This window comes from Dehalobacter sp. MCB1, assembly GCF_003590275.1.
Lineage (GTDB): Bacteria > Bacillota > Desulfitobacteriia > Desulfitobacteriales > Syntrophobotulaceae > Dehalobacter.
The window spans coordinates 35,930-49,500 of sequence record NZ_LXPC01000007.1 but is presented as its reverse complement, the minus strand read 5'-3'; the positions used below and the strand labels follow the sequence as shown (position 1 = coordinate 49,500).

Annotated in this window: 13 protein-coding genes; all 13 read right to left on the bottom strand. The window is 41.3% G+C overall.

The genetic code is table 11. From position 1 onward, the window contains the following. Nucleotides 1-40: 40 nt before the first annotated feature. Nucleotides 41-1,408 carry a reductive dehalogenase gene (locus A7K50_RS04290; RefSeq protein ID WP_119774759.1) on the bottom strand — a complete coding sequence of 456 codons (1,368 nt, stop codon included), beginning with the start codon at nt 1,406-1,408 and terminating at the stop codon, nt 41-43. Nucleotides 1,409-1,422: 14 nt separating this feature from the next. Next, complete coding sequence (locus A7K50_RS04285; protein WP_119774767.1) at nt 1,423-1,731, bottom strand: dehalogenase; 309 nt, start codon at nt 1,729-1,731, stop codon at nt 1,423-1,425. 264 nt (nt 1,732-1,995) lie between these two features. Further along, nucleotides 1,996-3,417 (bottom strand): reductive dehalogenase, encoded by a 1,422-nt coding sequence (locus A7K50_RS04280; protein ID WP_119774758.1) that lies wholly within the window; start codon nt 3,415-3,417, stop codon nt 1,996-1,998. A gap of 13 nt (nt 3,418-3,430) precedes the next feature. After that, complete coding sequence (locus A7K50_RS04275) at nt 3,431-3,739, bottom strand: dehalogenase (protein WP_119774757.1); 309 nt, start codon at nt 3,737-3,739, stop codon at nt 3,431-3,433. A gap of 190 nt (nt 3,740-3,929) precedes the next feature. Continuing rightward, entirely contained in the window at nt 3,930-4,631 is a 702-nt protein-coding gene (locus tag A7K50_RS04270) for a Crp/Fnr family transcriptional regulator (RefSeq protein WP_119774756.1), read from the bottom strand. 157 nt (nt 4,632-4,788) lie between these two features. Next, nucleotides 4,789-5,478, bottom strand: coding sequence for a Crp/Fnr family transcriptional regulator (locus A7K50_RS04265; protein WP_199698223.1), 690 nt, complete (start codon nt 5,476-5,478; stop codon nt 4,789-4,791). Between the two features lie 469 nt (nt 5,479-5,947). Continuing rightward, complete coding sequence (locus tag A7K50_RS04260) at nt 5,948-7,330, bottom strand: reductive dehalogenase (protein WP_119774754.1); 1,383 nt, start codon at nt 7,328-7,330, stop codon at nt 5,948-5,950. A 13-nt stretch (nt 7,331-7,343) separates the two neighbouring features. Continuing rightward, nucleotides 7,344-7,652, bottom strand: coding sequence for a dehalogenase (locus tag A7K50_RS04255; protein ID WP_119774753.1), 309 nt, complete (start codon nt 7,650-7,652; stop codon nt 7,344-7,346). 236 nt (nt 7,653-7,888) lie between these two features. Then, nucleotides 7,889-8,581 (bottom strand): Crp/Fnr family transcriptional regulator, encoded by a 693-nt coding sequence (locus A7K50_RS04250; RefSeq protein WP_119774752.1) that lies wholly within the window; start codon nt 8,579-8,581, stop codon nt 7,889-7,891. Between the two features lie 345 nt (nt 8,582-8,926). Continuing rightward, a complete protein-coding gene (locus A7K50_RS04245; protein ID WP_119774751.1) occupies nt 8,927-10,126 on the bottom strand; it encodes a 4Fe-4S binding protein in 1,200 nt (399 codons plus the stop codon). Between the two features lie 44 nt (nt 10,127-10,170). Then, nucleotides 10,171-10,494 carry a hypothetical protein gene (locus tag A7K50_RS04240; protein ID WP_119774750.1) on the bottom strand — a complete coding sequence of 108 codons (324 nt, stop codon included), beginning with the start codon at nt 10,492-10,494 and terminating at the stop codon, nt 10,171-10,173. Between the two features lie 16 nt (nt 10,495-10,510). After that, nucleotides 10,511-12,013 carry a reductive dehalogenase domain-containing protein gene (locus A7K50_RS04235; protein ID WP_158582039.1) on the bottom strand — a complete coding sequence of 501 codons (1,503 nt, stop codon included), beginning with the start codon at nt 12,011-12,013 and terminating at the stop codon, nt 10,511-10,513. A 203-nt stretch (nt 12,014-12,216) separates the two neighbouring features. Further along, on the bottom strand, nt 12,217-13,557 hold the full coding sequence (locus A7K50_RS04230; RefSeq protein WP_119774766.1) for a reductive dehalogenase: 1,341 nt from the start codon (nt 13,555-13,557) through the stop codon (nt 12,217-12,219). Nucleotides 13,558-13,571: the final 14 nt, after the last annotated feature.

Below are 13,571 nucleotides of genomic sequence, written 5' to 3'. Positions count from 1 at the left end.
ACGTGCCTCTTAGTAATACTTAGAAATTAAGTTAATTCAATTAACTGGGAATATTGATTTTATAAAGTTCAGGCCATTCCAGCCACCATTTATACTGGGTAATCTCTTCAGTACCGTAACCGAACATATCATCAATGCTTTTTAACAGTGACGAAGCGGCCTCACCCTTGCTGCCAATCCACAAGCCTGCTTCATGGAACCAAGAGTCTTCTTTAGAATTCCACGGACAGACTTTTACACATCTGCCGCAGTTGACACCTTCGTCATTGCCGGCCCGGAATTGAGCGCATTTCTTCATATCGCTGTTCCAACGCATGTAACCGTTTTGTTCCACAGGATCTTTATCGTAACTGATAGCTTGGCTTGGACAGGTTTCTGCACATTTTTTGCAAACCCGGCAGAAATCCAATAGTCCGAAATCAATAGGTTTATCGGGCAAGAGCGGAAGATCTGTGGTGACTGCACCGCATTTGTTACGGAATCCCATTCTGGGATGAGCAACGCAGTCTCCCGTACGGCTGAGCTCACCCATTCCGGAAGCGATAAGAGCCGGCGGAACGGCGAGATCATAGTTGCCAAAGTGATGCGCCCTGGCATTGTAACCTAAAGTCCGAATATATCGGGCCATAATAACCGCAATATTCGCTACGGCGTGATAACACCGGAATGACTGGGATACGGAAATCCCATCATAACCGGTCGATGCCAGATAGGTTTCCAAATGTTGTTCCACTGCAAACGTAATAACATAAGGCAAATCCGGCTCTGTGTTCGGGATCTGATGGATCGGCGTATCCGGCGGAACGATGCCTGCAGGAAAGAGTCCCTGCGGCGGAACCTGCTTAAAGCCGTAATAAGCATACGACGGCATATTGCCGATACCAACTTCATCTGCCCTGAGATAATACGCAACGTCTTTGATATGTTGGGACATTTGCTCCGGATCGGGAATCGGAAGTTTCTCGGCATTCGGGACCCCAATACAAATCTCATCCAGGCTGATTGGCCCTATGGCCCAGCCTATGCCATCTGTTAAGGGATATCTCTTGGTTTGGGTTAAAAATCCCCATCTTGCCTTCTCACCTAATAATCCTCTGAGAGCCAAAGTGAAACCCGAGTCATATTCACTTGACCTTTGAATAGTTCCCACAATCTTACTTGTTCCCAACCACTGGTCGTTATGCTCGACAAAACTTACTGAAGCACCGCCATAATTATTTACAGGACGAAGTTTTGACCATTTTCCCTTTGCTGGCGTATAGTTTAGGGTACTTACAGTCGCATTTGCTATCTTCGATGGAGCTGCAATCGCTCCCATTACGCCCATGGCTGCGGCAGCCACACCGGTTTTCAAAAAGCCGCGGCGGTTTACCTGCCCAGGCAGCTTTTTGCTTTCGGAATCCGACATCAATTTTCCTCCCCTCAAGCCTTTATAGACTCGTTGACCTTCTTTTTCATACCAATAAATCCTAGAACACGGGCTAATACGATGGCCAGTACTACCGAGATCCCACCAAATAGAAAGATAGCTGTGCTTGTGGCCTTGACGTGTCCTACGCTGGCGTTAATGTAAACAAATGATACCCCTATGCATGTTATAAAAAACCAAATAATAAAGGTCACCCAAACAGCCACGGTTTGCCATGTTTTATTTTGCTTAGCTCTGGGCTTAACAAAAAGAATCCCCGCTAAAAAAAGAATACCAGCCAGGAAAATTAACAAAGTGCTCATTTTTTCACCTCCTTTAATCTTGCGAATTGTATCTCTTACACGCTTCATTGTACTCATTATTAAATGTTGGGCATTATCGGCTGTTAATATTTTCTTCGTTGCTACTAAATATTTTTTATCATTGTTAACAAAATGGTCATATCTTATTTTGACAGATTGTATGCCGAAACAGATTGAGTATTTTACTAGGCCTTGAAATATAAGAAGCTGCTGCCAACAAACCATAAAATTGTTGGCAACAGCTTCTTGTTTAGAAAATAGTATCTATTGTTTATCTGCCGGTATTCTGATCTTATACATTTCCGGCCATTCCAGCCACCACTTATATCGGGTGATTTCTTCCGTTCCATAACCAAACATGTCATCAATATTTTTAAGCAATGATGAAGCTGTCTCTCCCTTGCTGCCGATCCATATTCCGAGATCATGGAACCAGGATTTTTCCTTAGAATTCCACGGACAGGTTTTTACACATCTGCCGCAGTTAACGCCTTCCTCATTACCGGTTCTAAATGCTGCACATTTATATGCATCGGTATTCCAGCGCATATAGCCGTTAAATTCAACAGGATCCACATCATAGGTTATCGCTTGGTTTGGGCAGGTTTCGGCACATTTTTTACATACCCTGCAGAAATCCAACATGCCAAAGTCAATGGGTTTATCTGGTAACAAAGGTAGATCTGTCGTAACTGCCGCTACTTTATTTCTGAAACCCATTCTTGGATGCGCTACACAGTCCCCTGTACGGGTAAGCTCTCCCATACCCGCCGCAATTAATAAAGGCCCCATAACTGCTTCATAATTTCCAAAATGATGAGCCCTGGCATGATAGCCTAAGTTACGAATGTATTGTGCCATGACGACAGAAATATTGGCTGTAGCGTGATAACTGCGGAATGACTGCTCAAGGGAAATTCCGTCATACCCCGTTGAAGCCGCATAAGTCTCCCAATGCTGTTCTACAGCAACACAAATAACGTAAGGCATTGACTCCGTAACAGGTACATCTACATAAGGGGTTTCAAGGGTAACAATGCCGGCAGCATAGGCTCCTTCAGGCGGATCCATAACAGCTTTGTAGTAGCCATAGGATGGCATTTTCCCGATCCCTACTTCATCTGCTCTCAAATAATATGCAAGATCTTTGATATGCATAGACATTTGTTCCGGATCAGGAATCGGAAGTTTTTCCGGTTTCGGAGTACCACCTACAATATTTGGTTTGCTTATTTCCTGCGTTGGAAGCATCAAGGCATCCCCGAGAGGATATCTTATCGCCTGCGAAACAAATCCATATTGGGACTTCGTTCCCAGCAATCCTCGAATTGCATATGGAAATCCACCGTCAGATTCATTCGTTCTTTCTACTTTTCCAATAATCTGAGATGTTCCAAGCCATTGATCATTATGTTCTACAAAACGAACTGAGGCACCGCCGTAATCCATTTTCGGCTTTAATTTTGACCATTGGCCCTTTATTGGTGTATAATCCATTTGTTTATATAATGAGTTTCTATACCCGAGATCAATTACAGCGTTTGCCACTCCGGGCGAGCTTGTAATTGCTCCCACCACGCCAAGGGCCGTTGCAGCGGCCCCTGCACTTGCCTTTAAAAAACCCCGTCGGCTTAAGCGTGTTTGCTGATTGGGTTTTTTATTATTTTTTTCCGGAATCTCTGACATCAGTTCTCCTCCTTTAAGCTTGTGTCGTATGGTCTACTTTTTTCTTCATCGTGATGAATCCCAAGATACGCGCTAAGATGATAGCCAGCACCACGGAAATTCCTCCAAATAAGAAGATTGCGGTGCTTGTCGCTTTAACGTGCCCTACGCTGGCATTAATGTAAACAAACGAAATTCCAATCCATGTGATGAAATACCAAACGACAAATAGGGCCCATACCAGCACTGTCTGCCAAATTTTATTTTTAGCAGCGCGCGGCTTGATAAAAAGGATACCGGCTAAAAAAAGGACACCCGCTAAGAAAATCAAAAAAGTACTCATTGTTTTACACCTCCTTTTACCTTCTCGTTAATAATATCTTAATTAATTAACATTGTATTAGATTTAACAAAACCAGACTTAGTCTAGTATAAGAATTTTTCTTTACAGTTTATTTTTTTATAATGGTATAAATAAAAAGAATGCCGACAATGACTTTGTCGACAGTCTAAAAAGCGTCTTTCGGCTGTGTTTAGGTTTTCATCCACTCTTCAATCAAATTTTGTAACCGTGGCAAATCATAAATGATGATCTTGCCTGAATTCTTCTTCAGAATATTCTCTTTTTTCAGATAGCGAAATAATTTACAGATAGTCACAAAATGAACACCGGTTATTTCAGATATTGCCTTCTGCGATACTCTTTCATCAATCTCATAAACATGGTCAACCTGGTCAACTTCTTTTCCCTTCTGACGGCAGAGTTCATAAAGCAACCTTAAGACCCGGACTGATGGTTTATAAATTGCCATTTCTTTAGATTCACGCATAAAATAAGTGCATTTGGATGCATAACATGTAATAAATTCAATAAGAACTTCTTCATCCTGTTGAAATATACTAAGAAGTTGTTCTTTATCGAAGAAGCAAACCGTACTCCTTTCCTCTGAAACAACATGAACAAAACATTCCTCAATGGCAAATAATCGGTCCGCAAAAGTAAAAGGGTCAGCGTAAAACATAAACTTTTGCCTTCCATCATCATTCATAAAGCTAATACCCAATTTTCCCGAAAGCACAAAGACAACTTTATTAATGATCTCTCCAGGCAAAACAATCGTATCTCCTTTGCGATAATTACGTATGACCCCCAAATGCGTATAATTACATAGTTTCAAAATCGGATAAAAATTACCTGGCAGAATACTATAGTGATTGCTTATTACCCTTTCCATTTTTGTCCCCTCCCCGCAAAAGAGTTCCCAAAGCAAATTCTAATAATTTCTTTAATAACCTTTTTTAGCATAGGCTAAGATCTAGCTAAAGTCATAAAAAAATTAATCTATACTAAGTTCTACGTTTTAATATTGAAAAAAACACCGCTGCCGGTGTTTAGTTTTTACTGTTCTCATTGATTATTTCTTTAAGCCTCTCCAAATCATTAATAATAATTTTACTTGTTGTCTTTTGCAAAATATTTTCTTTTTTCAGCCAACTAAATACTCTGCAAATCGTAACAAAATGAACACCCGTTATTTCTGAAATAGCCCTTTGAGATAATTTGACATCTATTTCATAGACGTTATCATCAACTTCTTTACCTTCAGTAAGGCATAATTCATGAAGCAATCGCAAAACGCGAACGGATGGATTGTAAAGGGCCATCTCCTTTGATCCATTCATAAAATGAAAACATTTTGATGAATAGTTCACAATAAATTCATTAAGCATTTCATCATCCTGTTTAAGGATCATAAAAAGCTGCTCTTTGGTAAAAAAACAAATTTTACTTTTTTCTTCTGAAATAACATGAACAAAGCAATTTTCTGACGGAAATAGCCGATCAACGATAGAATATTTCCCGGCTTTGTACATTAATTTTTGCCTTCCGTCATCATTAAGAAAATTTACAGTAAGTTTGTCGGAAATCACATATATTATTCTATTTATCGTTTCTCCAGGCAATACAACGGTTTCTCCTTTTTGATAATTACGGACTACCCCCATATGGACAAAATTCTGCAATCTTTCTATAGGATGAAAAGAATCTGGGATAAGTTGCTCTTTCAGAGTTTCCTTCATAATTATTCACCCCTTTAAAATATAAATATGGCAAAAAATTTATGTCGTCTATAGGATAATTGTTTACATACGCTAAATTAATAATAGCATATACTAAAAAACAAAACTATATTATTAACGTAGGTTAATAATATTCATAAGAAAATTTTGTACACTATATTATTTGCTTTTCTGCTTATATAATTCAAGCAAATTGGAAGAGGTTATTGACAAAATAATTCTTACGAATATTAACAAACACTAAAATATTCAAATTTAATTTAGGACTATAATCTAAGTGGTTTTATCTCTCTTATAAAATAGGCAATTGAAAAATACGTGGTATTTTATCCCAATAATAAGAATTCTGGTAAGAAACGCGATGCAATTCCAGAGGATTTTCTGAAGGTCCACTGCATAAAAAAGATGCCCTAAAAGTTTTTAGTACTTTCAGGACACCCTCTTAAAATAAATCACAAATTAAGCAATATCACTTAACTGGTATCTGAAATTTATAATTTTCCGGCCACTCCAGCCACCATTGATATTGGGTAAGATCTTCGGTTCCGTAGCCAAACATATCGTCAATTGTTTTAAGAAATGTTGAAGCTGTCTCGCCTTTACTGCCAATCCACAGTCCGGCCTCATGGAACCAGGAGTCTTCCTTGGAATTCCAGGGACATACTTTGATACATCTTCCGCAGTTAACACCCTCATCGTTAGCACAGCGGAATACCGCACACTTCTTAGAATCGCTATTCCAACGGAGGTAACCATTATGCGGTATAGGATCATCATCAAAGGTAATCGCTTGGGCAGGACAGTTATCCGCACACTTTTTACATACTCTGCAGAAATCCAGCATGCCAAAATCAATTGGTTTATCTGCTACCAAAGGCAAATCTGTCGTAACTGCCGAAGATTTATGGCGGAAACCAATACGGGGATGGGCCGCAGAGTCACCTGTTCGGGTAAGTTCGCCCATTCCGGCAGCGATTAGACAAGGCGTTATAACAACCTCGTAATTTACATAATGCTGTGCCCTGGCATTATAACCCAGGCTACGAATATAATTTGCCATGATGACCGCCGCATTGGCAGCAGCATGGTAGGACCGCATGGATTGGACAACTGCAATACCGTCATACCCTGTAGATGCCATACTCGTTTCCAAATGCTGCTCTACTGCCAAACAAATAACGTAAGGTAATTTATCTTTGATAGGAACATCAGTCATTGGCGCCTGAGATGGGACAGCGCCGGTAACATAAGCACCTAAAGGTGGGGCTTGGGTACCTTTATAATAAGCGTAATGAGGCATAACGCCGATACCCACCTCGTCGCATCGAAGATAATACCCGAAATCTTTAATATGTTGGGACATCTGTTCCGGGTCCGGAATCTCGAATTTGTTTGGATTTGGCTTGCCACTGACCATTGCCGCTGAAGCAAGTGGTGACATCGGTACTTGAAAAGAAGCCGCCATAGGATATCTTTTGCCTTGTGAAATTAATCCGTACTTTGCTTTATCGCCTAATAATCCTCTGAAAGCTAAAGCAAATCCAGCGTCTTTCTCGTTTGTTTGAATTACTGGCCCAACAAGTTTGGATGTACCTAACCATTGATCGTTAATTTCAGCATAACGTACAGAAGCACCGCCATAGTTGTTAACAGGACGCAATTTCGACCATTGTCCTTTGGCGGGTTGATAGCTTAAACTTGCTGATGCTGCGTTGGCCATCTTGGATGGCGCTGCAATCGCACCCATCACGCCCAGCGCAGCTGCGGCTACCCCGGTTTTCAGAAAACCGCGGCGGCTCACTGAAGCCTCCTGACGGAGTCCTTTTTCTTTATTACCTGAATTTATGGACATTCATTTTCCTCCTTTAAGCCTGTAATGAATTATTGACCTTTTTCTTTGCACCGATAAATCCTAATACACGGGCTAAGACGACAGCCAGAATCAGCGAAATCCCCCCAAACAGGAATATCGCTGTACTTGTAGCTTTGACATGTCCGACACTGGCATTGATGTAAACAAAGGAAATCCCCATACAAGCAACAGCAAAGAAAATAATATATAAGATCCAAATAATTACCGTTTTCCAGGTTTTATCCTGCTTCGCGCGAGGTTTGATAAAAAGGCCACCGGCTAAGAAAAGAATTCCCGCCAAAAAAATTAAGAATGTACTCATTTCTTTCACCTCCCTCTTGACTTATTCGATTGATGATATAACTTTATCAAGTTCATTTTAATTCTTTTTCAATTTTGGATATTAGCAGTTTTTAAGATTTTTAAAATAATTAGATTCCAAAATTATTTATAAACCTGGCATTTGTGATGTTGATTTTTCTTTTTAGAAAAAAGCAAACCCCATGAATTATTTTGATCATGGGGTTTGTTAGCACCTTTATGCAGTCTTTTGGGGCATTACATATAATATTTCAGATTCATGTCAATGGCATCTTTAAGCCTTTGCAAGTCATAGATAATGATTTTATCCGAAGTCTTCCGCATAATTTTCTCTTTCTTCAGCCATCCAAGAATTTTACAGACTGTCACCGAATGAACACCTGTTATTTCTGAAATCATCTTCTGTGTTAACTTAATATCTATTTTATAGACATCATTAACTAACTTTCCTTTGCTTAAGCAAAGTTCATTGATTAGTCTCAAAACCCTGGCAGATGGACTATAAAAGTCCATCTCCTTGGCAACATACATAAAGAAACTACATTTGCACGTAAGATTTGTAATAAATTCGTCATGTGTTTCATCATCTTTTCTAAATATTTCATATAGTTGTTCTTTTGAGAAAAAACAAACCGTACTGTTTTCTTCTGCGACAATGTTCCCAAGAATTACTTGATACGAAAACAAATTATCAACGACACCATGACGGCAAGCATAAAACATTATTTTTTGTTTTTTATCTTCAAAAAAGTTTAAACTTACCTTTCCTGAAACCACATAAATGACTCTGTCAATTTTTTCTCCAGCCGGGATAATAAACTCTCCTTTTTGATATTTACGTAGTACGCCCATATGGACATATTTTTGAAGACCTTTGACAGGATAAAAATTATCTGGGATTATGCAGTAATCTTTGATAATCTCATTCATACGATAACTTCCCCCTCCAAAATAAATGATACGGAGATAATCATTACGTACGCATTAACAAAGTTAGCGCTGGATAACTTTTCTTAGATAATCGTACCATGCCATCTTCAAAAAATCTACATTAAGTTGAATAGTCTTGGTAAGCAGGACAGTTAACAAACCTGGATTAACTACCTGCTATACTTAGATTAAAAAAATGATGGTTTCAAATAATATGCCGAAAAATAAGAAGATATAAAAAATACCCCCTTCAAGCAGGGGATCATGGAATCTAACCCACCGCCTCAAGAGGTGTATCCTTAAGCCTTAATATCCAAGTAGTGAGACTATAGGAATTAAGCAGCTTCACTTTATCAGAGCAGACTTCTCCTGCTTGTCAAATATATCCTTTTCTTTAAAATTAGAGCATCTCTTTCGAATAGCTTTGACCAGGTCCTCGAGTATATCCAAAAAAGCACCGGCCGGACAGAATCCCACGCACCACAATTTTCGGAACAAAAAAGCAGATATAAGCGCAGCAAACAAAATATACCACAAATAATTTTGCGCTTTTAAATCCAGTCCAAAGGCGACCCCAAACGGCTCATAAGTTATTGCGTTGACCTTGGCGGTTATCACCGCTCCCATCAGGACCGCAAATAATAACAGATTGCGTAACCTGGCGAGCCATATTCGCGCTTTTCGGAGCGGTATGTTTTTACCGCTTATTTTGTGAGCCGCTTCTTGTAGCCCGCAAAATGGACAAACATAGAGGCAATATAAATTTTTGCCGGAAAAAAGAATGGGTGCGATAACGCCTGCCAGAACGATATAAAATAGCAAATTCGTTTTGGGTGAAGGCAAATATCCTAAAAACAACGAAGAGAACTGGGCAACAGACAGCGATCTGTTCAGCCAAAATCCGAGAATAATAGTACTGGCTCCTAAGAATATCAAACGATACTTCTGAAGTTTTTTGACTTTGTAAATAACAAAACTCATAGCAAACAGCAAGATAGCCATCATTTCTTTCATACCAAATTGCCACTGAGCTACAGGCTGTTCCGGATTCTGATGAAACGCTACGCGGGCTATACTGTGCGCACTCTCTCTTACGCTGTCGCTCACAGCACGGCTGGCCAAAGTCGCGCCGGTAATGGCATCTAAGTCCTGATTTAACATCAGGATGCTGTTGGCGGGTAAATCCTTATATTGTTTATAGTACCCGCCAGCAGCCAGACGCATCAAGAAGGAGGGGGTCTCATTGTTCCTTAAAATCACCGGTTCCCTCAATTTACCCGAAGGATCAACGATGGTGCCAACCAACATCGGACCGCCATAGCCATTATGGGAACTGAGACCGACATAAGCGATGAGCTTACCGGTTACATCGAATGCCTGGGCCGAACTGTCGGTCATCGGCTCAAACCTTGCTGCTTCCGGAGTTAATTGTTTGTACAAGCCGGCTATCACTTTCTCATCCATTTTTTGTTGGCTGATTCCATAGATATAGCCCCCAATCAAAAAGATAATAGCCACACCTGTAATGATCCACTTTCTTTGCATTCCCCAAAATACCTCCGTGGGGGTCCGTAAAATTATCAGACTTTCTAATTAACGTCCTGTTCGACTGGTTCATTAATTCTTTGTTTTCTTTTTATACCCACAAAAAAGAGCCGGAAAAATACGACACCGCTGATCGCTAACAAAACCAGGAATGTAATGCCGCCACGTAAGGCCACCTGGGGCGACCCCTCACCGATCGCTGTTCCGATAAAGGCAAAAACAATCAGTACGGTAAGCAGCCATAGAATTGACAGCGTCCATTTCCACCACGCCAATTTTTCGCCCTTTTCTTTTTGATAATTAAACAAGGCGTAGATTGCTATCAGAAGGCTAATTATAACCAAACTGTTAATAATAAGTCCAAACATTTCCTTACCTCCTTTTCTAACTTTCTTTTAAGAAATCTTTAGATTCAAAGAACCACGGTTTCTCACCGACGAGGCCATATTGACGTGAGCCTTCCTTATAATGATAATGTTCTGGCGTATTCTCCCCATAGAAAGCCCTCTCCATCCAGGTAAGGCCCTTGGCTGTTAAACCGGTGCGGTCGCGTATCGCAATATCTCTGGCAGTAGTATGCAGCCAGTTGGATTTTTTAGCAAATGGACATACTGCAAGACAGACACGGCAGCCATTGATGGGAACTTCCAGCCAGAAATTATGGCATTGCGCTGCATTGATCTGCCATCCGTCATAACCACGGCCACCAATCTCCTTGGGTCCGTCGAGGGAAATAGAACCGCTTGGGCACTGCTCAGCACAGATCTTACAGTTCATACAGAAATTCCGCACACCGATGTCGATCGGTTTGTCAGGCTCTAAAGGCAGGTTAGTTACAACCATATTTGGACGGAAGTCCGGCCCGAATTCCGGTGTTATGACAAGTCCATTTCGTCCCTGCTCTCCTACTCCGGCAGCCACCAAATGCGGCGGCATAATGAACTCATACCGAGCGTGAGGGGAGTTTTCCCTGGCGGGATAACCGAGCCTTTTCACAAACTCCGACATTCTTGCAGCATAAATGCTTGAATTACCATAACCCTCTAAAGAATGGGAATAGATAGGAGATCCTTTAATCGTCTCCCACGAAAGAGGTTGGCCCATAATAATCCCGTATTGCCAATGCTCCGGGATATCGATGGGCTCTCCGCGTTTATAACCACGGATACTGTCCGGGGCCCGTTCATAGCTCCATTCAGGATTGATTTTGACAATGCGCACGATCGGTGAGCCAAATAAGGTTCCAATTTTTTTAATGAGTCTGCTCATTTCTTTAGGATCTTTGACCTCGTACCTTTTTTTGGCTACGCCTTGAAAATCGCTATCCTTGGAAGAAACCCTGGAAACATGATAACCCATATGAACGCTCTGTGAGAAAAAGTAAGCGCTGGCTATGGACATATCGAAGGCTGTCTCAGCGTTGATCCGGGCGGATCTAGGCAGGACTTCCAGAATATGCCTTAGATCTTCCGCAAAATAGTTCCAACCGTCCCGATCAAGGACACCCTGATAGAATGCAGCCAAATCCTTATCTTTTAGAATACTTAAGGGCGTATTCGCTAGATTGTTTACATCTACCACCGACTTGAGATAAGCATCGAATTTCATTCCCTCCGGTACGTCAAAAGCCTTGCTTAGGGTTGACCTGCGGAGCATCGTATCTGCGTACATCTCTACGCGTTTTGGCGTTCCTACCTTATTGAAAGGGAGTTGATCCGTTTCAAACGGGGTGCGGTCAAAAAGTTCGCCTGGTTCAACGCTCTCCTTCTCCCAACCAGTGTTGGTAGAAGGATCAGCACCGTTCAGATAGCCGGTAATCCCAGCAGAAGCCGCGCCTGTCGCCACCGCTGCTATCCCCGCGAGCTTAAAGAAATCTCTTCTTTCCATATCTTCTTTCTCCTCGTATAATAAATTCATTAATTAATTGTGCATATATATTGATTGTCAAGGAAGGGTGGAGATTTTCGCCGTCCGAAGAATACTACCCGACCTTGACAACAATTTTTATAGGGACAGCTCAATTTTTAGAATCGTCCAATTATACTTATTCCAATCAGAATTTCGAGAAATATGATCCAACTTGAAAAATATTAGCTTGTCAATGTAGTCTTAACTACCTGCAATTTATCCGGAATTTTGTACATTTCCGGCCATTCCAGCCACCATTTGTATTTCTCGATCTGCTCTGTCCCATATCCGAACATATCATCAATGGATTTTAGCAATTTGGCTGATGATTCATTGATGCTTCCGACCCAGGTTCCCGCCTGATGGAACCACGAGTCCTCTTTGGAATTCCATGGGCAGACTTTCATGCACCGTCCGCAGACATTACCTTCTTCGTTTGTTGTCCGGAATATAGCACACTTTTTATAACTGCTGTTCCAGCGCAAGTATCCGTTATATTCCACAGGATCGTCATCATAGGTGATTGCTTGATTGGGACATTCTACTGCACATTTTTTACATACTCTGCAGAATTCCCGCAAGCCAAAGTCGATTGGCTTATCCGGAGCAAGCGGCAAATCCGTAGTAACGCAAGCAGCTTTATACCGGAATCCCAGCTTGGGATGGATACAGGTGTCGCCTGTGCGGGAATTTTCTCCCATCCCTCCTGCGATAAGAGCAGGGGTAAATACCATAATGTTATTGAAAGCATGAGAGGCCCGTGCTTGATAACCAAGATTTCGGATGTAATTCGCTATGATGATGGCCATACCTGCTGTAGAGTGATAAGAATTAAAGGACATCGAACCGCTGATCCCGTCATAACCTGTAGAACCCAACAACGATTCTAAGTTTTGGTCAATCATAACAGTGATGACATAAGGCAACCGTTCAGTCACAGGTACAATGCATTCCTCTACAGGTTTTTTCGCCAAATCAAATAAGTTTAATGTATGGTGGGAATAGTAGGCATATTCCGGCATTTTGCCAATAGATACATCCGCTGCATGCAGAAAGTAACCAAGATCTTTAATATGCATGGACATTTGCTCGGGATCAGGTATCTCCAATTTCTCCGGAGCAGGCGTTCCTTCCACAGCTGCTGGCGAAGAAATAAAACCAGCGGCAACGGCTATTGCTTTAAACAAAGGATATCTCGCAGTAAGGGTCATGTATCCTCGAAATGCCTTATCTCCGAGTTCACCTCTTAAAGCCAGGGCAAAACCATGATCAGACTCATTGAAGTTCTTGATCTTTCCAACGATCTTAGAAGTGCCTAACCATTGATCATTATTTTCCACATAGTGTAATACAGCACTGCCCATATCGTGCACAGGATGCATTTTGGACCATTGTCCTTTTGATGCAGGAGCATATTGCACACTGCTTGCCGCACTTGCCACCTTTCCGGGGACTTTTAATACACCAACGGCTCCCAAGGCTGTCGCTGTCGCACCGGCTTTTAGAAAATTCCTTCGATTCATCTTTGGTTCATTAC

Excerpts from the sequence above, each read along its gene's own strand:
- A7K50_RS04275 (WP_119774757.1), bottom strand. The coding sequence starts at position 3,739 with ATGAGTACTTTTTTGATTTTCTTAGCGGGTGTCCTTTTTTTAGCCGGT.
- A7K50_RS04240 (WP_119774750.1), bottom strand. The coding sequence starts at position 10,494 with ATGTTTGGACTTATTATTAACAGTTTGGTTATAATTAGCCTTCTGATA.
- A7K50_RS04280 (WP_119774758.1), bottom strand. The coding sequence starts at position 3,417 with ATGTCAGAGATTCCGGAAAAAAATAATAAAAAACCCAATCAGCAAACA.
- A7K50_RS04270 (WP_119774756.1), bottom strand. The coding sequence starts at position 4,631 with ATGGAAAGGGTAATAAGCAATCACTATAGTATTCTGCCAGGTAATTTT.
- A7K50_RS04250 (WP_119774752.1), bottom strand. The coding sequence starts at position 8,581 with ATGAATGAGATTATCAAAGATTACTGCATAATCCCAGATAATTTTTAT.
- A7K50_RS04265 (WP_199698223.1), bottom strand. The coding sequence starts at position 5,478 with ATGAAGGAAACTCTGAAAGAGCAACTTATCCCAGATTCTTTTCATCCT.
- A7K50_RS04235 (WP_158582039.1), bottom strand. The coding sequence starts at position 12,013 with ATGGAAAGAAGAGATTTCTTTAAGCTCGCGGGGATAGCAGCGGTGGCG.
- A7K50_RS04230 (WP_119774766.1), bottom strand. The coding sequence starts at position 13,557 with ATGAATCGAAGGAATTTTCTAAAAGCCGGTGCGACAGCGACAGCCTTG.
- A7K50_RS04290 (WP_119774759.1), bottom strand. The coding sequence starts at position 1,408 with ATGTCGGATTCCGAAAGCAAAAAGCTGCCTGGGCAGGTAAACCGCCGC.
- A7K50_RS04245 (WP_119774751.1), bottom strand. The coding sequence starts at position 10,126 with ATGCAAAGAAAGTGGATCATTACAGGTGTGGCTATTATCTTTTTGATT.
- A7K50_RS04260 (WP_119774754.1), bottom strand. The coding sequence starts at position 7,330 with ATGTCCATAAATTCAGGTAATAAAGAAAAAGGACTCCGTCAGGAGGCT.
- A7K50_RS04285 (WP_119774767.1), bottom strand. The coding sequence starts at position 1,731 with ATGAGCACTTTGTTAATTTTCCTGGCTGGTATTCTTTTTTTAGCGGGG.
- A7K50_RS04255 (WP_119774753.1), bottom strand. The coding sequence starts at position 7,652 with ATGAGTACATTCTTAATTTTTTTGGCGGGAATTCTTTTCTTAGCCGGT.